Origin of the sequence: Moritella sp., assembly GCF_013215705.1 — a bacterium.
In the GTDB taxonomy this organism is placed as follows: domain Bacteria; phylum Pseudomonadota; class Gammaproteobacteria; order Enterobacterales; family Moritellaceae; genus Moritella.
This window is the reverse complement of the sequence record NZ_JABSQR010000013.1, coordinates 36,665-63,229: the sequence shown is the minus strand read 5'-3', so window position 1 is coordinate 63,229 and position 26,565 is coordinate 36,665. Positions and strand designations below refer to the sequence as shown.

Annotated in this window: 22 protein-coding genes and 1 tRNA gene; 8 read left to right on the top strand and 15 right to left on the bottom strand. The window is 39.3% G+C overall.

Going from position 1 to position 26,565, the window contains the following annotated elements:
• Positions 1-162 precede the first annotated feature (162 nt).
• The 3 genes from HRT96_RS10390 to HRT96_RS10380 form a co-directional block, all read right to left on the bottom strand.
• Positions 163-3,429, bottom strand: coding sequence for a hypothetical protein (locus HRT96_RS10390; protein WP_293155966.1), 3,267 nt, complete (start codon positions 3,427-3,429; stop codon positions 163-165).
• A 41-nt stretch (positions 3,430-3,470) separates the two neighbouring features.
• Positions 3,471-3,797, bottom strand: coding sequence for a hypothetical protein (locus HRT96_RS10385; protein WP_293155963.1), 327 nt, complete (start codon positions 3,795-3,797; stop codon positions 3,471-3,473).
• 254 nt (positions 3,798-4,051) lie between these two features.
• Entirely contained in the window at positions 4,052-4,321 is a 270-nt protein-coding gene (locus HRT96_RS10380) for a hypothetical protein (protein ID WP_293155960.1), read from the bottom strand.
• A 1,230-nt stretch (positions 4,322-5,551) separates the two neighbouring features.
• Here HRT96_RS10380 and HRT96_RS10375 point away from each other — a divergent pair.
• Positions 5,552-5,806, top strand: coding sequence for a hypothetical protein (locus HRT96_RS10375; RefSeq protein ID WP_293155957.1), 255 nt, complete (start codon positions 5,552-5,554; stop codon positions 5,804-5,806).
• An 804-nt stretch (positions 5,807-6,610) separates the two neighbouring features.
• Here HRT96_RS10375 and HRT96_RS10370 read toward each other — a convergent pair.
• A complete protein-coding gene (locus tag HRT96_RS10370; protein WP_293155954.1) occupies positions 6,611-6,898 on the bottom strand; it encodes a hypothetical protein in 288 nt (95 codons plus the stop codon).
• Between the two features lie 220 nt (positions 6,899-7,118).
• Here HRT96_RS10370 and HRT96_RS10365 point away from each other — a divergent pair, with 220 nt between their 5' ends.
• Positions 7,119-8,000, top strand: coding sequence for a WYL domain-containing protein (locus HRT96_RS10365; RefSeq protein ID WP_293155951.1), 882 nt, complete (start codon positions 7,119-7,121; stop codon positions 7,998-8,000).
• A 658-nt stretch (positions 8,001-8,658) separates the two neighbouring features.
• Here the strand turns inward: HRT96_RS10365 and HRT96_RS10360 are convergent.
• From HRT96_RS10360 to HRT96_RS10335, 6 genes are all read right to left on the bottom strand, one after another.
• Entirely contained in the window at positions 8,659-9,081 is a 423-nt protein-coding gene (locus HRT96_RS10360; protein ID WP_293155948.1) for a DUF2787 family protein, read from the bottom strand.
• A gap of 79 nt (positions 9,082-9,160) precedes the next feature.
• Positions 9,161-9,757 (bottom strand): hypothetical protein, encoded by a 597-nt coding sequence (locus HRT96_RS10355; RefSeq protein WP_293155945.1) that lies wholly within the window; start codon positions 9,755-9,757, stop codon positions 9,161-9,163.
• 58 nt (positions 9,758-9,815) lie between these two features.
• On the bottom strand, positions 9,816-10,196 hold the full coding sequence (locus tag HRT96_RS10350) for a hypothetical protein (RefSeq protein WP_293155943.1): 381 nt from the start codon (positions 10,194-10,196) through the stop codon (positions 9,816-9,818).
• A gap of 75 nt (positions 10,197-10,271) precedes the next feature.
• On the bottom strand, positions 10,272-11,489 hold the full coding sequence (locus tag HRT96_RS10345; RefSeq protein ID WP_293155941.1) for a site-specific integrase: 1,218 nt from the start codon (positions 11,487-11,489) through the stop codon (positions 10,272-10,274).
• Positions 11,490-11,593: 104 nt separating this feature from the next.
• A complete protein-coding gene (locus HRT96_RS10340) occupies positions 11,594-12,094 on the bottom strand; it encodes a hypothetical protein (RefSeq protein ID WP_293155938.1) in 501 nt (166 codons plus the stop codon).
• Between the two features lie 711 nt (positions 12,095-12,805).
• Positions 12,806-12,890 (bottom strand) — tRNA-Leu (locus HRT96_RS10335).
• A 267-nt stretch (positions 12,891-13,157) separates the two neighbouring features.
• Between HRT96_RS10335 and HRT96_RS10330 the strand changes: the two genes are divergently transcribed.
• A complete protein-coding gene (locus tag HRT96_RS10330) occupies positions 13,158-13,715 on the top strand; it encodes an RDD family protein (protein WP_293155935.1) in 558 nt (185 codons plus the stop codon).
• Between the two features lie 129 nt (positions 13,716-13,844).
• Here the strand turns inward: HRT96_RS10330 and lptG are convergent, their stop codons facing one another.
• Together lptG and lptF are read right to left on the bottom strand one after the other, a co-directional pair.
• Entirely contained in the window at positions 13,845-14,912 is a 1,068-nt protein-coding gene (lptG, locus tag HRT96_RS10325) for an LPS export ABC transporter permease LptG (protein WP_293155932.1), read from the bottom strand.
• A complete protein-coding gene (gene lptF / locus HRT96_RS10320) occupies positions 14,905-16,023 on the bottom strand; it encodes an LPS export ABC transporter permease LptF (protein ID WP_293155929.1) in 1,119 nt (372 codons plus the stop codon). Before lptF ends, lptG begins: the two co-directional genes overlap by 8 nt.
• Before the next feature lie 193 nt (positions 16,024-16,216).
• On the opposite strand from lptF, the gene pepA reads away from it, so the two are divergent.
• From pepA to HRT96_RS10295, 5 genes are all read left to right on the top strand, one after another.
• A complete protein-coding gene (gene pepA / locus HRT96_RS10315; RefSeq protein WP_293155926.1) occupies positions 16,217-17,740 on the top strand; it encodes a leucyl aminopeptidase in 1,524 nt (507 codons plus the stop codon).
• A gap of 219 nt (positions 17,741-17,959) precedes the next feature.
• A complete protein-coding gene (locus tag HRT96_RS10310) occupies positions 17,960-18,280 on the top strand; it encodes an EthD family reductase (RefSeq protein WP_293155923.1) in 321 nt (106 codons plus the stop codon).
• 169 nt (positions 18,281-18,449) lie between these two features.
• A complete protein-coding gene (locus HRT96_RS10305; RefSeq protein ID WP_293155920.1) occupies positions 18,450-18,893 on the top strand; it encodes a DNA polymerase III subunit chi in 444 nt (147 codons plus the stop codon).
• 33 nt (positions 18,894-18,926) lie between these two features.
• The gene (locus HRT96_RS10300; protein WP_293155917.1) at positions 18,927-21,788 is read left to right on the top strand and encodes a valine--tRNA ligase; all 2,862 of its coding nucleotides are present in this window, start codon (positions 18,927-18,929) and stop codon (positions 21,786-21,788) included.
• A gap of 263 nt (positions 21,789-22,051) precedes the next feature.
• Positions 22,052-24,169 (top strand): EAL domain-containing protein, encoded by a 2,118-nt coding sequence (locus HRT96_RS10295; protein ID WP_293155914.1) that lies wholly within the window; start codon positions 22,052-22,054, stop codon positions 24,167-24,169.
• On the opposite strand, the gene rraB is transcribed toward HRT96_RS10295, so the two are convergent.
• The 3 genes from rraB to HRT96_RS10280 all read right to left on the bottom strand — a co-directional run bounded on the left by rraB (position 24,164) and on the right by HRT96_RS10280 (position 26,239).
• Positions 24,164-24,526: a ribonuclease E inhibitor RraB gene (gene rraB, locus HRT96_RS10290; protein WP_293129213.1), complete on the bottom strand. Its 363-nt coding sequence runs from the start codon at positions 24,524-24,526 to the stop codon at positions 24,164-24,166. The two genes, HRT96_RS10295 and rraB, sit on opposite strands and share 6 nt — an antisense overlap.
• A 121-nt stretch (positions 24,527-24,647) precedes the next feature.
• Positions 24,648-25,061 (bottom strand): phosphate ABC transporter substrate-binding protein, encoded by a 414-nt coding sequence (locus HRT96_RS10285; RefSeq protein ID WP_293155911.1) that lies wholly within the window; start codon positions 25,059-25,061, stop codon positions 24,648-24,650.
• An 11-nt stretch (positions 25,062-25,072) separates the two neighbouring features.
• Positions 25,073-26,239, bottom strand: a complete 1,167-nt coding sequence (locus HRT96_RS10280) for a hypothetical protein (protein ID WP_293155908.1) — start codon at positions 26,237-26,239, stop codon at positions 25,073-25,075.
• Positions 26,240-26,565 lie beyond the last annotated feature (326 nt).

Sequence of the window (26,565 nt, the reverse complement as noted above, 5' to 3'; positions counted from 1 at the left end):
TATAAACACTAGGATCTTGTTGGATATTCTTGTCCATTATTTGGGATTGTGTTGGATCTATTTAGCTACTGATGCGCACAGGAATGACATTTACAAAATATTTTTTCGTTTTTTAATTCCAGCAAATACTTGGCAAAAAAATTAAATTTAATATCAATCAAGTTAATACACGTATTTCAAAGAACATCTTTCAAATATCCTATTTATTTCCTGTATATCTAAAAAATGTCCAGTGGCAAAAGTTGATGTTAACTTTTCGAGTAGAGCCGTATAACGACGAACTCGACCAAATTCATGCAACACATTTGATATGAATAAGGCGAGTCTTTGCTCAGCTGTATCACCGACTAAAGCAGTGATGGCTACACGACAACAATAATTGAAGACATCTTCAGCAAACCCAGCATAACTAGGGTCACGACTCCTACCCCCACTCAATATCCCACCTTCTAAGTAAGCATTAACAGTCACTCTTCCTACTATTTCAGTTAAGAAACTAAGTGATACCTCTGGTGACTCAAACGATACGCCGTATTTTTCTATAAATTTAGCTACCAAATACACATCATGATTATCAGATGAACGACTCAATTCAGCAATATCGTCATACAATATAGGTACAGGGGCACCAGTTAATAAATTAAACTGAATGCTCTTTTTCTTACTTTCCAACGACAAGCTATTAAGTAACTCAATTATAATAGTATTTGTATTTGCCACTAAATATCCTGATTTATGGGCCAAAATACACATAAGCTGATCCACACATAACCAAGGGATCGAGTTAGCAACGGAAAGTTGAAATGTCGAATAAACCGTTTCATCAATAATACCTCTAATTTTCACCAAATTATCAGGTGTGTCTAATGGTTTGAGAGCTTCAACCTTAGAAAACTGTAGCAATGCCTGAAGCTCTTGAATGAACCCTAGTGAATCTCTTCTTATATCTTCTGATGTATATCGATGAAGACCTCGATCACTTATGTCTAATGATAGATAGTCTTCTCTGAGAATATCCTTAATCCAAAGTTCTAAAGAGTGTTTAGTACGCTGCGATAAAATTATGTCAATAGATAGCTTATTAAAATTTGAAGCTAAACCTACCAAAGCAAAATACACCGCTGTATATATATCTACAACTACCTTATCTGGTATCCCAACCCCTTTATCGAATAAATTCATATATTGTGTTGAATCCATTGATGTTAGATGCTTTAAAGCTCCTTTAATAGGACTCTCCGGATTAGTGAAGTGCCCCTTCATGACCAAAGGTATATTGGGGTTTTGTAATGCTGAATTCGGCTCTTTATCTTCAGGGGTATAGCGTCTAATAATCTTTTCTATATAAGGAAGAAAATCTTTTTCATTTTTCGGCATCGTGAAAATTTTAAATACATCTGTACCATCATTTCCTTTATGCCTTAGCTCCGATGCCATTCTAAATGCAGCTACAAAAGGGGACAAGCGCTCAAGTAATGTAATTTCACCAACGCTCCCATCTTTAATACTTTCCCCCACCTGCAAGCCCACAAGAAGTTGTCCCGTAGGAGAGTCAACGTCTAGTAAACATGAATGACTCGTATCAACATCTCTAACAAGTATTCGAGTAAACTTATCGAAGCCATCGGTATATGTAACACCATCACAGCAATATTTTGGTATGTAAGGATTACTCGTCACCTCAAAGCGGTTAGATAATGAATTGGCATGAACTTGTGTTAATGGTGTTGCTACTTTATCGGGTTCTTGAGCAAACCAATCCACTAATACTCTATCAGCAAGATTATTGTCAATAAAAGCTGCGATTTCATTAACTAAATGCATTTTTGATTCATGGTAAGTAGAGAAAACACCTTCAGGAATTTCAAATACGGTATCTTTTAGAACATCTAGTGATACACCACTACTTCGTAAAATAAATAGTAACAGATACCAAGCATATGAATCACAAGGGGTTAGTTCAATAGCAGCTCTAATTGATATAATAGATAACTTAAATTCTTTAATTCGCTCATACAATAGTGCTTCTTGAATCCAAATTTGTTCTGTTTTGTCTTCAGAGGACAGATGTTTAATTTGCAAAAAAAACAAGTCATACTTTTCGCTCGCAAACAAAGCATCCAGGTAGCATAGGAAGATCGGAGATACCCAAGACTTATCAGGTATAAAAGGACTCAAATACTGAACAGCATAGAGAGGTAACTCTAGTTCGATAAATCTTTCACATAATCTCTTTACAGCAAAGAGATTTAACCTCATAAACTGGTCAATATCCAACTCGAAAAAATCTTGAGCTTTACTACCTAATGATTGTAAATCCTGCTTATTATAATTAGAGCATAACAGTGCTGTTAACTGTAATTCAGCGAACGTATTCAAATAGTCATGTCCAGTTTGAATACTCCCCCCTTTATCTAACCAATCATTCACAGCAGAAAACTTAATTAGACCATTGTCTATGGCAAAATGAAGATTTGAAAAATCTTTGATGCCAAGAGAATCAGATGTTAATTCAAAACGAGTATACGGGAAAGGAGCTGTCGATGAGATCTCTTCTATAGTACTAGCACACACCCCATCCATATTACGAATTCTTTCTATATGATTTTGCCCTAGCTCAACGATTCGCCCATCCAAGAAAAAAGTAATATTTAGAAGATTTATTAGAATAGCTATATGCCTATCATCACCTTCCTCAATACAACCCAACAATTTAGCTACAAGCCTATCGACAACCTCTTTATCCTGTTTTTCAAATGACAAATAATGCTTATATTGATTTTTAGTCACAATAAGACAACTTTCACTATAAAGTAAAAGAGTATATGCATTTTTAGATGGGAAATGTTCATCCAAGAAACGGCTTATCTCAACAGCTAGCCCAAAGTCTTGAACTCTAAACGCCCCTCGTATTAAACCTGATAGTTCTTGCTCTAAAAAATCATACCTTTTAGAGCTATCAAAACAGTCTTGGATTTCTATCTTCAAAGCAATACGTTCAAAAAATATTTCATCAATATATACACTGTCAGCCTCAAGGGCATCATATCTCTCCCTTGCTGAAACAGGGTTCGTTCGAGATTCCAAATCAATGAGAATTGAAGTTACGACATCACGAACATCGTTTGGCAAGGTTTTACTCTTAAGTAAACTCAAAAGTTCCTGTTTTGCTGATGGAACAGAACCATTAACCAAATCTATTTTCACTTGAATAGCACTTAACAATGCTCTTACGTCACTTTCAAGTGAGTCAATATCACTCAGAATATTCAGCTTTTCCATAGCCTTATCTGTATCTCGATAACAAACATCACGCATGATGTTATCAACTACGCTTTTTAAATCTCTGGCTTGGACACTACGAATAATATTCTCGTACTTATCACGAGCGACATTATCACCAAGTCCTGTATGAGTTTGTTTTGTCATAGCGTATTCACCACTATCTGAGTGATTTTGCATTGTCATAATTAATTATTATTTACAGTTTTGTTACCCACAACGTTATCTCCAGATCCTGTATGGCTCTGTATCACTGAGTCAATATTCTGATTAGATTTTATTTCCCGTATACATTCTAAAATTTCAGGAGACTCATTTATTTTTTTTTCAATTCTATAGTCAGCTAATTCTTCTAACTCTAGAGCTTGTAAGTTTCTAGCCAGTTGCTCCAGCATGGCGTCATCAAACAGCCATCCTTGCAAGTTCTCTTTAAGAAAAGAAACCGTTAACTTAGCCCCAGTTTTAAATCCATCATAGAGTATTCCTGATAGAATTGTACTACTCAAAAAATTCATACTAACCTCTTTATTTTCTACTTGTTAACAACACACTAGGTTGATAACAATGGTCTACTTTACACTCATATTCAACTGATTTTATTGATCTTTAACATTATTAATACATCAGCTTCACAGAACTAAGACTAAGCAATCGAAAATACAGCGTGTTTAAGCTCAGTGAATAATCACAAACTCCATACCACAGACATCAAAATTGGTTAAATTTATTTGAATAACAATCTGTAGATAAAAAAACAAAGGCATCACAACTAATAACAGTAAAACATCTCAGCCATTCCAGCATTACTCACCGTATCAACCCAAGCACCAAATTCATCCATGTACCACAGCTTATCAACGCCCAGTTTCACACTAACTTCATTCAACGAGAGCCACTGATTTCCATCCTTAGCCTTCGCTCTACGGGCTTGTTGATTCAATGATGCAACCATATTATCAATATTACCACCAGCAACCAGTTCAGGATTCGCCAGTAACAAGTGACGAGCTGATGGGTATAGAGTATCGTTATGGAACATTGTCGCTCAGTGACACACCTAATTAAGCACTTACAGTGATTCGAATCACTCGCCAAGTTTTGTCACACGTTCACAAATAAATTTTGGACTAGAACCACAACGCGATCACCCTGTTGAGCACCACAGGCAGGCACTGAAACAGATTATACCGAGGGTATTCACAATTCGAGGGTTAAGAGGATGGGGAGAAGTTAGCCTTGTTATTCAGCTTTATTCAGTGCCGGTAAGCATGTCACAGAATTATACAAGAACATTTGATGATGAATTTTATAACTATATTACCCGGGTAATAGTTTAGCCTTAACCCGATACTTAACTCCAAATCAGATACTTACTCTAAATTTCAGAACTTGATTGTAGCAAGGGATACATTGCCGTTATTCTTAATTTAATTATGGCGGTTATCATATGTGTAATATCAAAGACACTATCAGGATGGGAAATTTAGCCTTGAATCATTTTATAACAACAGCTTAATGACTATAATTAAAACTATGTAGCGCCATTATAGTAAGCCATGTGTGTGTTACTTGTTATCTATCCCCTACGTGCTAATCACACACCTTATCAAATGCCCTATCTTGTAAGGCTTTATGCGTTTTATCTATTACGAAAAAATAACCGAACCTGTTAATCATTGCGATTTTATTGCCTACTCTGCGCACAGTGGTCGATGATAGAACCCCCGTGGTAAAAGGGCTGAGAGGTTGGTCTTAGATATTCATATGGGTAAGAGATATTGCGCATCCCATTCAAGATTACATTTACCCTCCTGATTTTAAGCATTGATAGTTGCGCAGAGATTGCTTACCCGATTACTCGTGACAAATTAGGTCTGAGATTCTTTTATGATTTATCACTGCTTAATCTGGTGGGGATAGTTGGGTTGTATCTTGATGGCTAATAAAACCAGTGAAAATTAAGCGCTCTAATATGATGGGTAAGTTCTGGTATTCGTGATGAATTAAGGTTCTTGATTACTGGTTTAATATCACTGGATGAGGTTGCGCATTATCTCTTACCCATATAAATATCTAAGACCTTGGGTTTAACGAAGTTAAAACAAGGGCTTGCATTAACACCTCTTGCGCTACCCCATTCATTCCAGCGCAGATAAACGAGTCTAAACCCCGATTTTTATACGAAATGGAATCAACAAAAAATTAATATAATTTTAATAATCATAACCTTTCATCGAAAAGGCTATTCCATACATACAGGAAATACAAAATGAGTACATTTAATTTATTTGTTGAAAAATTTAAGGCGCGTGTAATTTTAAAGGCCAATCAAGGAAAAGCAGCTAGAATCTCAGAATTTGATGCCATCGCACATGACATTGAAATGATGCACGGCGCTATACCAGATATCTGTGGGATCCGCGCTCACTTCATCGTATGTTTATCTAATAAACCTAACTGGGGCTGTCGTAAGGTTATTGAAGAGTTTGATTACACTGTTGCTAAAATCAGAGGTGATGGTTGATAGCGGGTATTGAGTGTGATTTATTGGTATGTCTGTATTAGTGGGTAATTTATTCACTAATATAGGCATTAATATAAGGGGTGAGGGGGTTAACGAAGTTAAGCAACGACCCCTTATATTAATAGAATCACCTAGAAAAAAAATAAAGTCATTTCCCAAATCCGACTGGGAAATGACTTTTTTCATTACGTCATAATATCCAAACAGATACAATGTTCATTAAGCACGTTTAGATTTATAGTTACTTGTAATCTTAGTTTCATTCGCGGCAAATAAGAACCCCGAAATCAGTCCACATCCTAAGTAAATCAATGGTAATGGCATGGTGTTACTCCTTGTTTAATTCTTTATAGATGGCATAGCCGATGATGAATCCAATACCAAATATTGGATTGGAAAAAGCTGCAACAGGCATAATATTTCCTTCTTTGTTTCAGATATAAAAAAGCGCCATATCATTGCTGATATGGCGCTGTGTTAAGTGTTGTTATTTATTAAATTTAGGCTAGCAACCGCCCTTACAGACTCCACCAGATGCTTTATGTGAATTACATACCCACTTACCGCATTTGTTACATGATGTACCACCAGTAACTTCTGTTTTCTTATTACATTTATGGCAAGTCCATAGCTTTAAGTTACTACTCAACTTTTTAAATAATGACATGTTAGCTCGTTCCTGATTAGTGAGAATGACCGCAGACTTGGCAGCTACCATCATCGTAAGCACGTTGACCACAGGCTGGACATGTTGTTACTACTGTTAATATTTTTTTGATTGTCATCATATTTCCCTATTAGTGTTTATTGATTAGTTGAATTAACTACGTTTATCGTTTTAGTGCATTTGGTTGTATCAGTGATGTGACCATTTAACGTGCCGCACACATCAGCTTTCCATTGAACAATCACACCATACGAAGATGTATGTTGGATGCCTGACTTACCATTCCAGTTTGCTTCTAATAACGGTTTCATCTTAGAAAGGTCGCCCGGATTACCGCCCATAGTGCCGCCAGCTAATGCCGTAGTTGATGAAAATAGGCAACATAGAGTTAGTAATTGGATTGATTTTTTAAGCTGTTTTTTCATTTAGGTTTTCCTTTGTTTTAATATTTAAATCAATTGATGGGTATTATGAAATGCTCGACTGACAGGTTGTGTCAGTCACAGAATAAATTGTTGATTATCGTTATAAGCCTTGTGGCTTCTACTCGATGAAAGCTATAGCAATACCGCTAACCTGATGGATTTGTACTGGAAATAATAACGACTGACACCACCTGCCAGTACAGCGGTTTAATCTAGTTAAATGAAAAGTAAGAATGAGAAATTAGCCAAGCGATTAGGTACTATCCTTGCCCGTTTAAATGCGGGAGAGCACTTATACCTAAAAGATTTGGAAGCTGAATTTAATGTCCATGAAAGAACGATATGGCGTGACTTTGAAAGGCTATCCTATCTGCCTTTGATTCGTGAAGATGGTTGCTACTTTCTTGATATGAGCAGTGTTAGACAGCAATCATCAAATAACATGAATAAGCTAATACAGAACACTGGATTAGAATCATTCATCCCGATTAAGCTCAACATGAACAACTGGGAGACCAATGATATGCCAACGTTCCTATTCAAGAATGTACGTATTGAGGATGTCTCAAGTTTTACTGATTTGTTTGATGTATTGGCTAGTGCTATTAGCTCACAGCGACAGATTTCGTTTACATATAAAGGTAAATTACTTGAACAGGTTCAGCCCTACCGCTTAGTGAATGACAGAGGTATCTGGTATCTCGCAGCTGTCTATCACAGCAACCTACATTCATTCAGAATTGCCTATATTTCACAGTTTCAACTCAGTGACGATAAATATAAACAGCAAGCTAATATCCAAGATGAAATCATTAGGCAGGGAATGCAGTGGTTATCAATCGACAAGTCAGATGTATTAATCCAAGTTGATGCTCATGTGGCCTCTCGCTTTCTTGATGGTGATTTACTGCCTAACATTCAGGTGTTGAAAGAAATGGATGATGGTTCATTGCTGATTAGCAGTCAGGTAACACGATTACACGATGTAATTCCTATTTTGAAGGCTTGGATGCCCCATGTTGAAGTGTTATCACCAGTGAGTCTAAAGCATGAACTTATCCGCGATTTGTACGCGTCATTAGAGCGCGTCAAGATGATGTAACGCTGTAAGTTTAAGGTTGGTGTTAGTCCGATATAAATCACAGCTAAACTTTATTATCTTATTTTGCATACTGTTGGTTTTTAACTTCAGTGCTGGGTAGAACCTACTTTAAATTGACATAGTTAGCTAAAATCAAAGTTGCTGATATAAGCTAACCAGATACTTAAAATTCATCCACCTGTAAACCGATACGGGTTATCGAAAGGTTCAAAATGGGCTTGTTTTTCACCCGTAGTTACTAAACATAATAATAACTGCGCTTTAGCAGGTTTAATATATAGGGATATATATTAGATTTTCATCAGTAAATTACTGTTCTAATTTTTAATGTTTCATTACCCCAATTACATTAATTTAAGCCACCTACCCTATTGCCTATCGAGCAATGGGGTGATTATTTTCGATAGTATTTTTTACTTCATTAAGCATCAACCATTACCAACTGAAACAGCCGTTTTCTGTAAAAGGATTAAGTATCCTTTGCTAAAAAATCATAAGATAGTATGGCAATACCCATCACACCTTACTGCGTAAGACACGATGGGTACTGCCTGATTAAACCTGCTAAGTTGTTACTTCTCCTCCTGTCCATAACGTGACTTTTTTCTGACCTTGGTACAGACAAGTTAAAACACTATTACGGCTTATTTTTTATTGGCTAAAACGTGCTGATTTTAACTTCATCAAATGCACCAAAATCTTGATACTCAATAAAGTTCATCTCCCACGTTGGATAGAAATCCATAACTTCATGTAAAGAGCGCATCGATAATGGATACACCATGCCAGTTCCATTACGCATATCGAAATCAATTTCTTTAGCCAACTCAGGGTAGTGATAGCCTTGGTAACTGAACGAGGTGATGTAATCAAATTGCCACAGTCCGTTATGGCTTGTGATACTAATTTCAACAGGATGAAAACCACCATCTTCACTGTTGTAAGCACTATCTCTAAAGTTAAATACGATGGTGCTAGTACCTGTTGGTATGTCTTGTTCTTGGGCAATCTTGGCAAGTAAGTTCATCAGGTCTGGTGTTACAGGCACGAGGAAGCTATCCGAATCAAAGTCCAGTTTCATAATGAGTTCCGTTAGTAAGTTTGCGGGATTAGGTTTAGTGAGGTTCTGAGGTATGTAAGTGGTGAATTAGCAGCGTGGATTAAGTTAATGCTAACAACTTGGCTTTCTTATCCTCATAGTCAGCAGCTAATACATGAAGAAATACGCTAGTGCCAGATTGAATAATCAAACCAATATCATCACTGCGTAATACACCAGCAAGGAAGCCAGCATTATTGGCACTAGCACCTTTAAATGCAGGTTTAAGTGCGGTACTTTTAAATGGCTTATCAACTTGCTCATCCAGGATGGCAAACAACTTAGACAAGTTAATCCATTCTTTAGAATGCAACCCACCACCTTCATTGCCGCTAAGTCGGATATACAACTCGCCTTCTTCATCATGCTCTGCCACATCAAAGAAAACATGGTTAGTTGTTTTAGGACTTAGTTTCTTACCTTTACCTGATAATACAATATTGCTGAAATGGTCATGTTTATCTTCAGCTAGTGCCTTCTTACTAGTTGGCTTATCTTCAACAACTTTATCTGTTGGTACATCACTTACTTGTTCATTGGTTAATTCAACTGATGTGTTATCGACATTAGTATCATCAACTACAACAGTGGTATCAACATTGTTGTCTTCAACTTTTACATCGGCAGCTTTATTGGTGTTGTTAGTTTTACGGCTCATAGAAAATCCTTAAATAATGATGGGTAATTAGATTGGTAATATAGGTAGTTATTGCAGGTTAAAGCACCTTGCTTAATGTCGTGGCAGCAGTTGTTTTAGATGTTAATGGTGCTAATAGATAGCAACCACCACCTGCATCGGTAATGACTGATAACGCCAATAGATATGGACAGGTATCATCATTCAACAACACGACAAACTCAGGGTTATCTATCACGCGTTGAATGAAATATTGGATATTATCCTCGGCTTCACTCAACGAACTATCAACATCACCCTCTTCTAGCAGAATAAGAAAGGTATCGTATTCATTCCAGAAGTCAGCAGTTGCATCTAAGCAACCATCAAACGGGATGATTAGCTCAGAATGTAATGCGGTTTTAACTTGTTCAGGCAGGGTTAGCTCATTAACAAGGTTGAAGTTCTTAATCACTTTCATTGGTTGTATTCTCCATAGGTTAACAATCAATAGTCATGATATTTATATATAATTAAGCCTTGCTTTATTACGCTATTAACCTCCTACCATACTCGATATCATCGATGCGGTTTCACGTTGTTTACCTTCGCTTAATTTTGCATAACGTAAGGTGCTAGATATGTCTCTATGATTTAATAATTTCTGAACAGCACTGATATCAACACCGTTAGAGATCAGGTTACTCGCTACCGAATGACGAGCGGTGTGTAATAACACTTCATCAGGATTATCTATCTTTGCTATTCGTTTAATAATATCGAAAGAGTAACGAGGCGCACCGATTGGTTTGCCCTTTTTATGTGGTGCTGGAAATACGTAATTATTGCCCGAGATTTTAGGGATAGCTTGCAGGATCTCTATCATGAGGTCGGATAGATAAATAATGTGATAAGTACCATTCTTTGTGCGAGGGATAGTGAGAGTGCGTTTCTCGTAGCTAATATCAGAGTGGGTTCTGAAACGTAGCTCTCCTTCTCGACAGCCAATCAAATGTAGCAATGCAATGAAGTTACCAATGCTTTTCTGAGGATAGGCTCTAGCAGCTTTGATGATACGTTTAGTTTCATCAATATCACAGTATCTAGTACGAGCGTTATTCTCGGGCAGTAACGACACCCTATCGGCCACATTGATTATATCAAGCATACTATGCGCCAACTTACCCATTGTTTTGAGCAAGGCTAATACACGGTTACAACTGGCTGGTGCGTATAGTTCATCCTTGTATTTAGTTTCACTCATGGTTAAGTGGAGCTTCATTACATGGCTAACTGTTAGCTCGTTATATTTGATATTGGCAATAGCATTACAGTGTTTACGGAATCGCTTCTCATCAATACTCCATGTTTTCTTTCTGCGCTTTGCCAGTGGTAAGTAGGTATCGTAGAAGAATGATTTAACTGTTGGGTACTCAGTAGCATTGTCACGTTGCGCTTTAGGGTCAACACCATCAGCGATCATACCTTTATACTTACGCGCTACTTTTCTGGCTTGGTTAATATCAATATCAGGGAATCTGCAGATGGTGATACTGCATTTACGGCTGTTAAATTTATAGCGTAATAGAAATCGTTTATTACCTGTTTTACCGGATAGGCATTTCAAGCCGATGATTTCGGTATCAGATACTTCTAGTTCTGTTGATGATGAATTTGCAGGATTGGATGGTAGGGATTTTAGATTGGCATTGGTGAATTTGAATTTCTTGGTGGTGATGGGATTGGGGTTGTTAGGTGTGTTATGGATGGTCATATTAATACCTCGTTGATTTATAAGGTATTAATATATTCTTGAAGATGGGTTAGATACGCATGAAATGCAATAAATTAACCATAAGTGCATGAACAAGATTACTTTTAAATTGTAATAATTAAGTTCTCCTTTTTAATATTTAAGTGGTCACACACAATCGTTTTAACTTCATCTAACGTAACTGTCTTGGTTAATTCTTCACGAGTAGGCATAGGTTTAAAATCTAAATTATCAAAATCAATACCCGATAAGCGAGAATCGTCCTGTGTAAAATAATTCACAGAAAACTGACCACCAAACCACATATCAGCTAATTTAACGCTATCGCAATATTCAGAAAACATAAAGCGATAGCGTGTTTTCTCACCTTCAGGGGTAGGCACTTCAACTAATTCACTGACTTTACCAATCATGATAATTTCATTGTGCTTATGAGTTGCTTCCCCCCAATCTTTTCCTTTACGCTTTAGACTCAAGTTTTGCGAACACACAACATACCTAATGTTCTTTGCTGGCTTATAACCTACAGTCCATGCGCCACACCCCCCGTCACTGAGAAGCCTGAAGAATCCCCTGCAAGTATGGGTTATAACTACATTTTTCATGTTACCCTCTCTAAGTAATAATTAAATGACAAAGCCAAAGACAAGTATGTTTCGACTTATGATTCATGCTATACCTCTTGAATGAAATGGTCAATCACAATTCAAAAGATAACCATGAATTGAATTGTCTTTATTCTATTGAGGTAGGATAATCAAACTCGTATTGGAGCTATTAAATTCAGGCGATATAATGTTCATGGAGCCCCCGCTAAATATTAGTATTGATGATAAGTGCGTGTTATTTGTTATCTATCCCCTACGAGCAAGTTACACACACGCCACAACCCCATATGGCATAGGCACTAATCACATTTACCAATTACGAAAAAATAACACTGTAACCTTCACCAGTAATGAATCCACCAAATTACGCATACCAACTCCAAAGGACAAGAAATGGACCGTAAAGTACCGGAATGCCACCCAACCTGTTGACATGCTAATACTGCCTGAGACAACCACCAGCGAAACTAACAATCCTCAAAGTACAGAACAGTGTTGGATCCATTAGGAGTGCGTGAGATTGCCTTGCGCACAGATTCTGCATGCGAAAGTACCGGATATGGACAGGAGTAAGTTTCTAAGGGGTAATAAGGCTAATTTATTAGGGTGTATTCTAAGAAATATGAATTAAGGGAAGTGAGCTTAAGCTTTTTATTGTGCTAGAAACAACAAAGCCCCAACTTTCGTTGAGGCTCTATTACTTAAATATGGTGCCCGAGGGCGGACTTGAACCGCCACTCCTTTCGGAAGAGGATTTTGAATCCACCGCGTCTACCGATTTCACCACTCGGGCATAGGTCAACATTATACATAGCAAACGATGCCAAGCAAGCCGTTTTTCATGATCGTAAATCAACTGTTCAAAATTAAAGCAAAGTGCAACTTAAACTTGATACTAAGGTGTCACAAATACTCAATACCTTAAATATCAGTACGATTACGCTTACTGTATGTCGGTTGATATCCACCAGCACTGACTATTTAACACGACTAATACTCACTTTTTTTGCTACACTGTTTCCACTTTCGAGATAACCCTGAAGACATGGCTGGATTCATAATGGCGAAGAAAAACAAACTCAGAAAACCAAAACACACACCGACAACCGAAGCAGGCGAAACCGCATCAATTGCCACTTTTGGCCCGCGTATTGGTGCGCTGGTGTATGACGCATTGATTGTTATTGGTATCGCGGCGGTTTCTAGTGCCGTCGGACTTGGCATTTCAGAAGCATTAATTGCGTCCGGTATTGTCGATATTGCCGGTCGTTATGTTGATACGGCGGCGTATGCCGGCAACCAAATTTGGTTTGCACTGCTGGTATGGGGCTCGGTATGTAGCTTTTATCTGTGGTTCTGGACTCACGGCGGTCAAACAGTTGGTATGCGTGCGTGGCGTTTACGCGTACAAAATGCCGATGGCAGTGCGATCAGCTTAACCCAAGCACTTATCCGTCTTGCCACTGCAGCCTGTGGTTTGGGTAACTTACAAGTGCCGTTTGACATGAAGAATCGCGCCTTTCAAGATCACTGGTCGAACTGTAATGTATTACGTTTAAGCAAAGATCAAAACGGTTCGTTATTACGTTATGCCGACAAGCTAAAACAGAAAAAATAATCGATTTAACTGTGTTTGGAACCTAACGCTAAGTCGATAAATCGAAACAAAAATGGCAACCAATTTGGTTGCCATTTTTATATCTATTCACCGACGCTACATTATCATCGGTATCGTAAAATACTCACGTTAACCATGTTTCCTTAACTGCACAATCGCAATCAAGGTAAAAATGGCACTGGGGACCACCGCCCCAAGAAACGGCGGTAGCGAATATACTAAGCTAATCGGCCCAAAAGTTTCACTGGCAAGATAGAAAGTAAAACCAGCAACCACGCCCATCAAGATACGCGCGCCCATGGTCACCGTTCGCAGCGGACCAAATACAAAAGACAACGCCAACAATACCATCACACCGATCGATAACGGCTGGAATATTTTACGCCAGAAGGCTAACTCATAACTGCCTGCATCCTGCTTATTACTGTCTAAATAAGTAATATAAGAGTACAGTCCTGATATTGATAAATCTTCAGGATCAATCGTCACAACATCTAATTTTTCTGGTGTCAGTGTAGAATCCCAACGCAGTTTAGGCTGTTTCGTCACGGTAATACTGTCACTCTCGAAGTGCGTGATTCGAATTCCGGTTAACTCCCAGTGTTTGTCTGTATAAATCGCTTTACGCGCTTGGGTCGTTTTAACTAAACGCTGACTTTCAGAAAATTCATAAATCGTTACATCATGTAATTCACTGCCATTATTCACTTTACCTATATTAATAAAGTTTTCTTTATCCTTTGCCCAGACCCCTTTTTGCGCCCGAATAATCGATTGACCAGAGGTTGCTTCACCACGTAATTCCGCCGCTTTCTGCTCTGTATAAGGGGCAACATATTCACCCATTAGCATCACAACAATCATCATCGGGATCGCGGTTTTCATTGCTGAAAGTACAATTTTAAAACGTGATTGACCCGCAGCTTGAATGACCACTAATTCAGACGAACTGGCGAGGGCCCCTAAACCAATTAACGCCCCTAACAAGGCAGCCATCGGGAAAAATATCGTAATTTCACGCGGCATTTTCAGCATCACAAACATTAATGCTTCAAATAAACCATAGGTACCGCGGCCGACAGCTCTTAATTGTTCGACGTATTTGATCACCGCCGATAAACCCACCAAGGTAAATAAACAGATCATAGTGGCAAATAAAATAGCCTTACCAATATAGATATCTAAAATTTTAATCACTGCTGTTACCTCGATAAAAACGAACTTTCATTTTCTGTACCAGACGATGATACCAAGAGAAATTAGCTAAATTAAACCAAATAGCTAAAGTCAGCACCCCGAGGTGCACGCTCCAGAAACCGAATGCTAACGGTAATTTTTCATCGAGAATGGCAGAACGAGCGGCACTTAATAACATAAAGTAAGTTAAAAACATTAATAACGCGGGGAATAATTTCGCATAACGCCCCTGTCTGGGATTAACCATCGCCAGTGGCACCACTAATAACGTCAGCAATGGGATCGCGACAACTTGGGCGATACGCCATTGCAGCTCAACCTTGTGTTCAAACTCATTCGAATTCCATAATGCAGAGGTTGGCAGAGCCTTGGTTTTACGGCCACGTTCACTGACGTCTTGCTCCTGAATAAATACCCGGTACTCACTGAAATCAACAATACGGAAATCACGTTGTGAAAATTCACCTTCATAACGCAGACCCTGGCTTAGCTTCAACCATTGTGAGCCGTTGTCGTCAGACTCTACGTTACCTTTATCTGCTAACACAATAGAAGGACGCTCTCCCTCCTGCGAAGGTGATTTAGCAATAAATATTTTACGCAGCGATTTATCACTATCATAAGACTCAACATAGACCACCGCGAGGCCACCATCTAGCGACTCAAAGCGCCCTTGTTTCAGGGTCGCTAAACCGACATCCGCATCGACATTTTCTAATAATTGCACCCGGCCTTCTTCAGCAGTTGGGGCATAGATAAACGCATTAAAAGCCACCAGACCTATCGTCACAGAAGATAATAATAACGACGACATCAGTATGCGACTTGGGGTATAACCGCAAGCCGTTAAGATCACCATTTCACTTTCGGCATACAACCGCCCATGCGCAAACAAAATACCAATGAATAAACTCACGGGTAAAATTAATGTACCTAACGCAGGCATGGTATACAACAACATCTCCATCACTAAATTAGCAGGTAAAGCACCTGTCATTACCTTTGAAAGCAGCGCAACAAACTGCTGGCTCACAAAGATAAGTGATAAGATGAATAAAACAGCAATTTGTGATTTCACTGTCTCAGCAAATAAATATCGGAAAATTATCACTTAAAACCTATATTAGACTAATGTTTTGTATGAAATGCAGCTCATAATTAGGTAAACTCAGCTACAAATGCAGTTTAAATAGTTAACTGCACACCCATTTTATCTGAAAATGTTAGTTTTTGATTAACTAAATACGTATAACCCCTATTATGTTATAAATATTTGATTTTGTCTTTAGGAAACCGGAGAGTCCATGGAGTTCAATGTAAAAAGTGGTAGCCCTGAGAAACAACGCAGCGCTTGTGTTGTTGTCGGAGTATTTGAACCACGTCGTTTATCACCTGCAGCAGAGCAACTCGATAAGATTAGTGATGGCTATTTAAGTTCCCTACTACGTCGCGGTGATATCGAAGGTAAACCAGGTCAAGTATTGTTGCTGCATCATGTACCAAATGTACTTAGTGAACGTGTATTATTGGTTGGCTGTGGTAAAGAACGTGAATTAGATGAGCGTCAGTACAAGCAAATTATCACCAAAACAATGAATACCTTGAACGAAACCGGTTCTATGGAAGCGGTTTGTTTCTTACCAGAGCTGAATGTAAAAGCGCGCGATACCTACTGGAAGATCCGCTTTGCGGTTGAAACAGCTCGCGAAAGTCGCTACCGTTTCGATCAGCTAAAAAGCAATAAAGAAGAAACCCGTCGTCCATTACGTAAAATGGTATTCAACGTTACGTCACGTCGTGATTTACCAACCAGTGAAAAAGCCATTGCCCACGGTTTAGCTGTAGCCAGTGGTATGCGTCTGTGTAAAGACGTAGCAAACATGCCGCCAAACATTTGTAATCCCGTTTACCTGGCTAATCAAGCACGCCAACTTTCTGATGAAAGTGACAAGATCACCACACAGATCTTAGGTGAGCCGGAAATGAAAGAGTTAAAAATGGACTCTTACCTTGCGGTATCACAAGGTTCAGCAAATGAAGCTAAGATGTCGATTATTCATTACCAAGGTAACCCTAATCCTGACGCTAAACCAATCGTACTCATTGGTAAAGGCCTGACCTTCGATTCAGGCGGTATTTCATTGAAACCAGGCTTAGGCATGGACGAAATGAAATATGACATGGGTGGTGCGGCAGGCGTACTTGGTACCATGAAATCACTGGCTAAACTAGACTTACCAATTAACGTTATTGGTATTCTAGCGGGTTGTGAAAACATGCCAGGTAGCAACGCTTACCGTCCAGGTGACATTATCACTACCATGTCGGGACAAACAGTTGAAGTACTCAATACCGATGCTGAAGGCCGTTTAGTGTTATGTGATGTATTAACCTATGTTGAACGTTTTGACCCAGAATTGGTAATTGACGTAGCGACCTTAACAGGTGCTTGTGTTGTGGCACTTGGTCGTCACATCACAGGGTTAATGTCGACACATAACCCACTTGCACATGAATTATTAAATGCGTCGGATCAAGCCGCAGATAAAGCATGGCGTTTACCAATTACCGATGACTTCCAAGAACAAATTGAAAGTCCGTTTGCTGATTTAGCCAACATCGGTGGTCCTGCTGGCGGTGCCATCACAGCCGCCTGTTTCTTATCACGCTTTACGAAGAAGTATAACTGGGCGCATTTAGACATCGCCGGGACTGCTTGGGTAAGTGGTAAAAACAAAGGGTCAACAGGTCGTCCGGTGCCGATGCTGACACAATTCTTACTTAACCGTACAGAACGAAATGAAGTGCAACAAGCTGACGAAGCTTAATTAATTTCATATTATCAATATCTAAAGGGTCGCTGTAGCGGCCTTTTTTATTTCACTATTTATCTAAAGCCCCACTTTATTAATCAACTTTAGTATGAAAAAATACTTAATTAAAGGTTTCTAAAATGGTTATCCGATAAAGTTAGCGTATGGTAATCAGTACACAAAAAGTATAACGATTTATACTAATGCCATTAATAAGGATATTAAGGTTACATCATGATAAACATCGCTAGTATTTATGAAAAAATGGACGATTACCACTTCGATTTTGACTATTATCTTAATATCCATATGCCAATGTCGATTGAAATATTATCAAACGCAGAAGGATTTAAAGGCGTAAAAGTAGAACGAGGTATCGATATATCTAACACTATCGACTCAACTTATGTCGCAATGTGCCATTATTATTTCGATACTTTAGAAAATTTCATGGCTGCCTTTATTCCTCACGCTGAAAAATTACAAGATGATGTAAGAAATTATACGAACATCGAACCGACAATTCAGATCAATGAGGTTGAGCTAACCCTCTAACATCTCCCTCAACACAAGGAACAGACTTGGGTTAGTATTAATTCCCGTAAATAACACAAAACACAGTATTCCCGCCGACAACTCTATTTTTCATCACTATCCTTTGTGATACTATGTGCTGTTATATTTATAATTGGTAAATGACTCAGTCATTGGCGCAAAACTACAGATGAAAAAAGTCACTTTTTATATCATGCAAGACCCTAAGAATGACGTTGAGGCGAGTATGCCACTACATCATGAACTTGCCTGTAAACTGGCTGGTGAGTTTTATCAGCAAGGACAACGCGTCTATATTCACACCAACGATGAATCGGCAGCCAATCAGGTTGACGAATACCTTTGGCAATTAGATGCGAGCAGTTTTGTACCACATAACTTACAAGGTGAAGGTCCACGTAATGGCGCGCCCGTTGAAATCGGTTTTCAACCACCTCGCCATCGCTATCAGGTACTCATCAACCTACACGACCAGACACCACAATTTGCAGTCAACTTTAATCAGATTATCGATTTTGTACCGCATCAAGACGGTTTAAAACAACAAGCTCGTGAGCGTTACAAACATTATCGTCAAACAGGGTTACAACTGTTAACTGTGAACGCCGAATAATCAATCAACCATTGAGAATTAGAAAGCAGACCTATGGAAAAAATATACAATCCCCAAGCCATTGAGCAAGCACTTTACCAAAACTGGGAAGAGCAAGGTTACTTCAAGCCAAACGGCGATCTAACTAAAGATGCATACAGCATCATGATCCCACCGCCAAATGTCACTGGTAGCCTGCACATGGGTCATGCCTTCCAACAAACGATCATGGATGCACTAACGCGTTACAAGCGTATGCAAGGTCTAAATACACTATGGCAAGTGGGTACCGATCACGCTGGTATCGCGACACAAATGGTTGTTGAACGTAAGATCGCCGCTGAAGAAGACAAAACACGTCACGATTATGGCCGTGATGCGTTTATCGACAAGATCTGGGACTGGAAAAACGAATCAGGCGGTACCATTACCCGTCAAATGCGTCGTTTAGGCACATCGGTAGATTGGGATCGTGAACGTTTTACAATGGATGACGGTCTGTCTGAAGCAGTAAAAGAAGTATTCGTGCGTTTATTTAAAGAAGACCTGATTTACCGCGGCAAACGCTTGGTGAACTGGGATCCAAAATTCCACACTGCCATCTCTGATCTTGAAGTTGAGAGCAAAGAAAAACAAGGCAGCATGTGGTACTTCCGCTACCCACTAGCAGATGGCGCAACAACCGCTGACGGTAAAGATTACATCATTGTAGCAACCACACGTCCAGAAACTATGCTCGGTGACTCTGCAGTTGCAGTACACCCGAAAGACGAACGCTATGCAGCGCTGGTAGGTAAAGAAATTATTCTGCCTATCGTTGGTCGTCGCATCAAGATCGTTGCTGATGATTACGCGGATATGGAAAAAGGTTCTGGTTGTGTGAAGATCACACCAGCGCATGACTTTAACGATTACGAAGTTGGTAAGCGTCACAACCTAGTGATGTTCAACATCCTAACTGAAAACGCAGATATCCGTGAAGAAGCGGAAATCATCAACTCAGACGGCACCGAGAACACCGAACTAACCTTCGTGATCCCTGCTGAATACCAAGGCCTGGAACGTTTTGCTGCCCGTAAAGCAATCGTGGCTAAATTTGAAGAACTTGGTTTATTAGACAAAATTGAACCACATACGCTGCAAGTACCTTACGGTGATCGCAGTGGCGTAGTTATCGAGCCACTACTAACAGACCAATGGTATGTAAGTGTTGGTCCAATGGCGAAAGTAGCCACTGACGCAGTAAAAGACGGCGAGATCCAATTCGTACCAAAACAATACGAAAACATGTACTTCTCGTGGATGAACGACGTACAAGACTGGTGTATCTCGCGTCAACTTTGGTGGGGACATCGTATTCCAGCTTGGTATGATAACGAAGGCAACGTATTCGTTGGTCGTGACGAAGCAGAAGTTCGTGCAGAAAACAACTTTGGTCCAGAAGTCGAATTACGTCAGGACAACGATGTACTTGATACTTGGTTCTCATCTGCGCTTTGGACATTCTCAACGCAAGGCTGGCCACAGCAAACCCAAGATCTAAAAGTATTCCACCCAAGTGATGTACTGGTAACCGGTTTCGACATCATCTTCTTCTGGGTTGCCCGTATGATCATGATGACTATGCACTTCATCAAAGATGAAAACGGCAAACCACAAGTACCATTCAAAACAGTTTATGTGACTGGTTTAGTACGTGATGAAGCTGGCGATAAAATGTCAAAATCAAAAGGTAACGTACTTGATCCACTCGACATGATCGACGGTATCGACCTTGAGTCGCTAGTAAAAAAACGTACTGGCAACATGATGCAGCCAAAACTGGCTAAGAAGATTGAAAAAGCCACGCGTAAAGAATTTGAAGGCGGTATCGAAGCTCATGGTACTGACGCACTGCGTTTCACATTAGCAGCAATGGCATCGACTGGTCGTGACATTAACTGGGACATGAAACGTCTTGATGGTTACCGTAACTTCTGTAATAAACTATGGAACGCTAGCCGTTACGTATTAATGAACACAGAAGAACATGATTGTGGCCAAAATGGCGGCGACATGGAATTCAGCCTAGCGGATCGTTGGATCCAAGGTCAATTCCAAGAAACCATCAAAACATACCGTGAAGCGATTGATACTTACCGTCTCGATCTTGCAGCTAACATCGCTTACGAATTCACTTGGAATCAATTCTGTGATTGGTACTTAGAATTAACGAAGCCAGTATTCGGCAACGGCACTGAAGCACAACTGCGTGCGACGCGTTATACATTAGTAACGATCCTAGAAGCGTTACAACGTTTAATGCACCCTATCATGCCATTCATCACTGAAGAAATCTGGCAGCGTGTGGCTCCACTTGCTGGTAAGTACACAGAAGGCGCAACGATCATGCTACAGGCATTCCCTGAGCATGATGCGGCTAAAGTTGATGCCCAATCAATGCAAGATCTGGAGTGGGTTAAACAATTCATTATCGCTATCCGTAACATCCGCGGCGAAATGGACATCAGCCCAAGCAAGCCAATCTCAATTTTGCTTAAAAATGTAGGCACTGAAGAGCAACGTCGTCTCGACGAAAACCAACAGTTCCTTAGCTCACTAGCAAAACTAGAAGCAATCACTATTCTTAGCGGAGATGAAGAAGCGCCAATCTCAGCAACATCACTATTAGGCAACATGGAAATATTAATTCCAATGGCTGGTCTAATCGATAAAGATGCTGAAATTACGCGTATCAACAAACAAATGGAAAAAGTGCAAAAAGACTTGGACCGTGTTGCCGGCAAACTAAACAACGAAAAATTCGTTGGCAAAGCGCCAGAAGCTGTTATCGCCAAAGAACGTGAGAAACAAGCGGAATTTGAAAATACGATCGCTAAATTTAAAGCACAAAAAGCACGAATTGAATCGATTTAATCGATTTAATCGTTAAAATCGACCTTATCAACAAGGGAAGACTGATTAATCAGTTTTCCCTTTTTTATTTGCCGTTTCTAATAAGTTGCTTTTCATTTCGAGTAAATAGTAAATAGACATCACAATTACTCATCCATCTTTTGAAAAAATATTTCCATCCCGTGCGATAAGATGTAACATATTTGTAAATAACAGTAAGTTGTCGTTATAAAAAAAACAGCTTAGCTATAGAATGTCGACACCAAGGAATGGAGTGATAGGTTATGGGTAGCAAGAATTATCTGAATCATATATTGATTAATGCAATTCAGCATCTGCCAATAGGTATCTTTTGGAAAGATATTCACGGACAATACCTCGGCTGTAATAAACATTGTTTATCATTATTTGATTTACCATCAGAACAGTTCATTATTGGTAAAACCGATGCTCAACTTAAACCCGCCTTTAAAGAAAAGCAGCTGCCTACTGAAGAGCTTTATCAAACCGATCAAGAAGCACTAATACACGGTCGCAGTGTCATCGCTAAAGCCATGACGCTGGAAACTATTCACGGTCATCAACAATTTGAGATCACCAAGATCCCGTTGAAAAACCGCGCAGGTAAAACAATTGGCTTACTCGGGATTGCCATTGATGTATCAAGTAAATTTCGCTCAGAACAAAAACTGCAAGAAAAAACCGCATTACTTAATTCTATTTTTGATGCCCTGCCCGACTCTGTTATTTACAAAGACATGGAAGGTCGTATCGTTGAATGTAACCGCGCCGCACTCAAATTAGCGAAAAAGAAAAAAACCGACATTATTGGAAAAACCATTGAACAGATACTGCCAGCGGCAACAGCACAAGTCAGTATTGATTATGATACCCAGCTAAAATCAAATTATAAAAGTGTTAACTACAAAATAGAATTTGAGTTAGCCGGCCGACAAATCTATGTTGATGTACACAAACATCCCGTCATTCAAAATAACACATTAGTCGGTACCGTCAGTATCTCTCGCGACATTAAAGAACGCCGTAATACCTTAGAAAAAATAGCCACGCTAACCAAGCATGATCAACTGACTAAATTACTTAACCGTCCGACTTTCCTGCAATCCTTGGAAGACATCGACCAGGATTCGCATTGGGGCATACTGCTTATTGATATCAAAAAACTCGGCCAGCTAAATAGTAATTATGGTACCGAGATTGGCGATCAAGTGCTGATCTATGTCGGTGAACAGATCAAAAAAATAGTCCCTGAAGATGCGTTCCTAGCGCGTATCCAGGGTGATCGTTTTGCGATCCTGACAAATCAAGCCAGCTCCCCGGATCAGCTTAATTACCTGTGTGATAAATTAATCGATAAACTCAATATGCAAATAGCGATTCAAGGTCATGTCATTGATTTAGCGATATGTATCGGCGCAGCAAACTACCCGAATACAGTACAAGAGACCAACCAGTTACTCACTTGCAGCGAACTGGCGCTATCACGTTCGCGTAAACATACCGAACAATATTACACTTTATTTGATCCCGTATTAGAAGCACATGCCGAAGCTGAAAAACGCTTAATCCACGATTTAAAACACGCCATTAATAACAAAGCCATCGACTTATATTACCAACCGATTGTCGATGCAAACAGCAAAGCAGTCCTCGGGGTCGAGGCTCTCGCTCGTTGGCATCACCCTGAACAAGGGCTTATCATGCCAATTAAATTTATTGAGCTTGCCGAAAAAAATAACCTGATAGGACAACTGGGTGAAGTTGTATTAGAAAAAGCCTGTCAGCAACTCTCACGATGGCGAGCACAAGGTATCGATATCTTCATGGCGGTAAACTTATCGCCGATTCAATTTAATGATCCGCAGCTGATCAGTAAAATAAAATATTACATTGACTATTATGACATCCCTGCACACCGACTTGAAATTGAGGTGACAGAAAGTGCCTTAATGGAATCAAATCATACCACGGGGCATATGTTAGAAGAGTTGATTAACCTTGGGGTACGCTTGTCTATCGATGATTTTGGTACGGGTTATTGCTCGTTGTCTTATTTGAAAAATATGCCGGCTCATAAACTAAAAATTGATAAATCATTTGTTGATGAACTTGAATTAGATAAAACCACAACCGCTATCACCCGCTCGGTGATCAGCTTAGCAAGAGAGTTAAATATTACCGTAACAGCAGAAGGGGTCGAGAAAGAATCACAAATGAAATGGCTACAAGCCCAGCAGTGTGATCAATTTCAGGGGTATTTATTTAGCCGCCCGTTACCGAGCGACCAATTTTGTGTGTGGTATGAACAACATCATGTCACACACAATAATATTACTTATCTACAACCTGCAGAAAAAAATATGTCTTTGCCGACATTATGATGCATCGTCTTCGAAGTAAGTGCCCCAACCGTCGTAGGTAACATCTTGTTCGATAGACATTTTAAGTAAGGCTTCGATATCACGCGTGATGGTATCGATATCCAGTTCCGTTTCAACAATACAGTCAAACGCAAATACGGTTTGACCGTCTTCTAGTTCAACTTCTTCAGGATCAGAGACATCGTAGCCCAGTTTAAACGCTGCAATAGCCGCTTTTTCTAACTGTGCAAAATCATCCCCAGCAAAGTGATGTTCAATAGAATATACAGCATCAGGATCACTGCCATCTTCTAATAAGTTATCAATGATCTCTTCGGCTTCGACTTTCAGCTCGGCAAATTCTTTTTCAAAATCCACTAGGTTAATCTCTTTAGTTATGATGTATGAAGAATACTCTGGTTTTAATATTCATGCCATTAAATTTTACCCAAAAAAAATGCCAAACCTAAGGTTTGGCATTAACAACAAAACAGTAATATTAAGGTGTAAACACCACTTTTACCGTGTCATCAACTTCTGAAGAGTCAATATAAGCAATCGCATTCGCATGCGATGCGACTTGGCTTTTGATCAAAGAAGATGAGCCAATTGTTTTTGGCGGTTTACCTTTACCGGTAAATATTAAACGTGACCAATAAGCTTGTAGCTGAGAATCACTTTTGCCAGTCACGCCCGCGTGGAATTCACCACGAATAGCACTGCCTACAGCTTGCTCAAAGACTTGAGCTTTCACGCCATTTGGTAACTTTTTAGATTTACCTAAATACAGTTTAGATACTTGTGCTTTCGACAATGCATCAGGGCCCGTTGGGTTAGCAATAACCACAACACCTGCTTGTGCTACACCCGAGATTAATGCTGCTGTTAAGGCAACTTTAGCTAATAGTTTCATCAAAGTTCTCCTTAAAATACTGCATCAAATGAAAGTGTATAAACCAATGTATCATCGTTATTAGCAACTATATTTGGAGACATACCACCCGAGGTATCACCAAAATTAGTCGCATAAGTAACATCTGCTTTTAGTGCTAAGTTCGAATTAATATCATAACGTGTACCAACACTGTATGAGGTACGCTGCCAATCAAATAAAGCTTTTGCCAGAGCATCTGCAGGTTCAGTTCGTTCACTATCATCAGTCGTTTCAAGAAAAGCATAAGTCACATAAGGTGTGAAATCATTAATACGGTAGCCAAGCGTAATATAACCAGATTGAGTATCAGAATACTGACCTTCTACGTCAGAAACGGCAAACTCAGAAATGGCGAATAGAGTGCCGTTATCATAGCTCAGGCCAACACCAGCAAAATAACTGTCTGCTTTATCAAAAACTAACGGTAGAGCTACTGTCGATGGTGAAGTTGTATTTAGCTGAGTTTGATAGTATGTGGCACGAAATTCCCATTCCTCATAAGAGAACAATGCTGAAGCACCGAGTACATCGCTATAATCAACATCGCCAAGGGCACCCGCATCACGTGATGAATGACCGTAACTTGCTTGTAGTGCTACAGCTACTTCACCTAATTCCATATCATAAATAACATCAATGCCATCGAAAGATGATAATGGAACAACACTATAAAGTTCTGCTGGAGGTGTAGCCCAAGGTTGTGCGTAACCCACTTCTAGGTAATCTGAATACATGTACAGAGGCACACGCAAACGACCGAAACGCGCAGTAAAACCATTATCAAAATCATGGCTTAAAAATGCCCATTCCATTTCAGTAGACCAATCATCATTACCACGAGCAACTAACTGAGCAACAATGTTTGTTTGCTCTGTAAGTGCGAACGTACCCTGCAGACCAAGCTTGCTGCCTTCAGAGAAATCAGCATCTTTATCGTATCCATTGTATCCAGCATCGTTACTAGCTACACCTACTTTACCAGTGAAAAAGCCATTGATAGACATCCGATCAGATAGCGAATCATAAGAGCTCGCTTCTTGTAAAATAGCTAATTCTTGCTCAAGTTGCGCAAGACGCTGCGAATCAGTTGTTGCAGCCATCGCAAATTGTGACGCACAAGCAACGGCAAGAGGTAGCATTATAAATGCTTTTTTCATCTAAAATTTCCTTATTCTAAAACACTTAGTCCATTTTGTATTCATTCAAAACTGGTCATACATGTTGTATTTTTACGGTTAATCACTAATAGATTAGTATGATGGTATTATTCATGCTTACGTATTTTATTTTAGCGACGCAGATCACACTATGACAATTTGTTACGGCAATGTAACTGTTCTTTGTTGAGCTTAACTACTATGACACTTTTTATTAACAGTTTTGATCTCTTTGTAAATACCTAATATAATATAAATCAACCGTATACAATAAAGATGCATATCCTATTTGATTGTGTAGCGTTATGACCCTAGTAACGCATTGG

Excerpts from the sequence above, each read along its gene's own strand:
- HRT96_RS10280 (WP_293155908.1), bottom strand. The coding sequence starts at position 26,239 with ATGAAAAAAGCATTTATAATGCTACCTCTTGCCGTTGCTTGTGCGTCA.
- HRT96_RS10330 (WP_293155935.1), top strand. The coding sequence starts at position 13,158 with ATGGCGAAGAAAAACAAACTCAGAAAACCAAAACACACACCGACAACC.
- HRT96_RS10380 (WP_293155960.1), bottom strand. The coding sequence starts at position 4,321 with ATGTTCCATAACGATACTCTATACCCATCAGCTCGTCACTTGTTACTG.
- HRT96_RS10360 (WP_293155948.1), bottom strand. The coding sequence starts at position 9,081 with ATGAAACTGGACTTTGATTCGGATAGCTTCCTCGTGCCTGTAACACCA.
- HRT96_RS10310 (WP_293155923.1), top strand. The coding sequence starts at position 17,960 with ATGATAAACATCGCTAGTATTTATGAAAAAATGGACGATTACCACTTC.
- pepA (WP_293155926.1), top strand. The coding sequence starts at position 16,217 with ATGGAGTTCAATGTAAAAAGTGGTAGCCCTGAGAAACAACGCAGCGCT.
- HRT96_RS10295 (WP_293155914.1), top strand. The coding sequence starts at position 22,052 with ATGGGTAGCAAGAATTATCTGAATCATATATTGATTAATGCAATTCAG.
- HRT96_RS10385 (WP_293155963.1), bottom strand. The coding sequence starts at position 3,797 with ATGAATTTTTTGAGTAGTACAATTCTATCAGGAATACTCTATGATGGA.
- HRT96_RS10345 (WP_293155941.1), bottom strand. The coding sequence starts at position 11,489 with ATGACCATCCATAACACACCTAACAACCCCAATCCCATCACCACCAAG.
- HRT96_RS10375 (WP_293155957.1), top strand. The coding sequence starts at position 5,552 with ATGAGTACATTTAATTTATTTGTTGAAAAATTTAAGGCGCGTGTAATT.
- HRT96_RS10355 (WP_293155945.1), bottom strand. The coding sequence starts at position 9,757 with ATGAGCCGTAAAACTAACAACACCAATAAAGCTGCCGATGTAAAAGTT.
- HRT96_RS10300 (WP_293155917.1), top strand. The coding sequence starts at position 18,927 with ATGGAAAAAATATACAATCCCCAAGCCATTGAGCAAGCACTTTACCAA.
- HRT96_RS10350 (WP_293155943.1), bottom strand. The coding sequence starts at position 10,196 with ATGAAAGTGATTAAGAACTTCAACCTTGTTAATGAGCTAACCCTGCCT.
- HRT96_RS10365 (WP_293155951.1), top strand. The coding sequence starts at position 7,119 with ATGAAAAGTAAGAATGAGAAATTAGCCAAGCGATTAGGTACTATCCTT.
- HRT96_RS10370 (WP_293155954.1), bottom strand. The coding sequence starts at position 6,898 with ATGAAAAAACAGCTTAAAAAATCAATCCAATTACTAACTCTATGTTGC.
- HRT96_RS10390 (WP_293155966.1), bottom strand. The coding sequence starts at position 3,429 with ATGACAAAACAAACTCATACAGGACTTGGTGATAATGTCGCTCGTGAT.
- HRT96_RS10285 (WP_293155911.1), bottom strand. The coding sequence starts at position 25,061 with ATGAAACTATTAGCTAAAGTTGCCTTAACAGCAGCATTAATCTCGGGT.
- HRT96_RS10340 (WP_293155938.1), bottom strand. The coding sequence starts at position 12,094 with ATGAAAAATGTAGTTATAACCCATACTTGCAGGGGATTCTTCAGGCTT.
- HRT96_RS10305 (WP_293155920.1), top strand. The coding sequence starts at position 18,450 with ATGAAAAAAGTCACTTTTTATATCATGCAAGACCCTAAGAATGACGTT.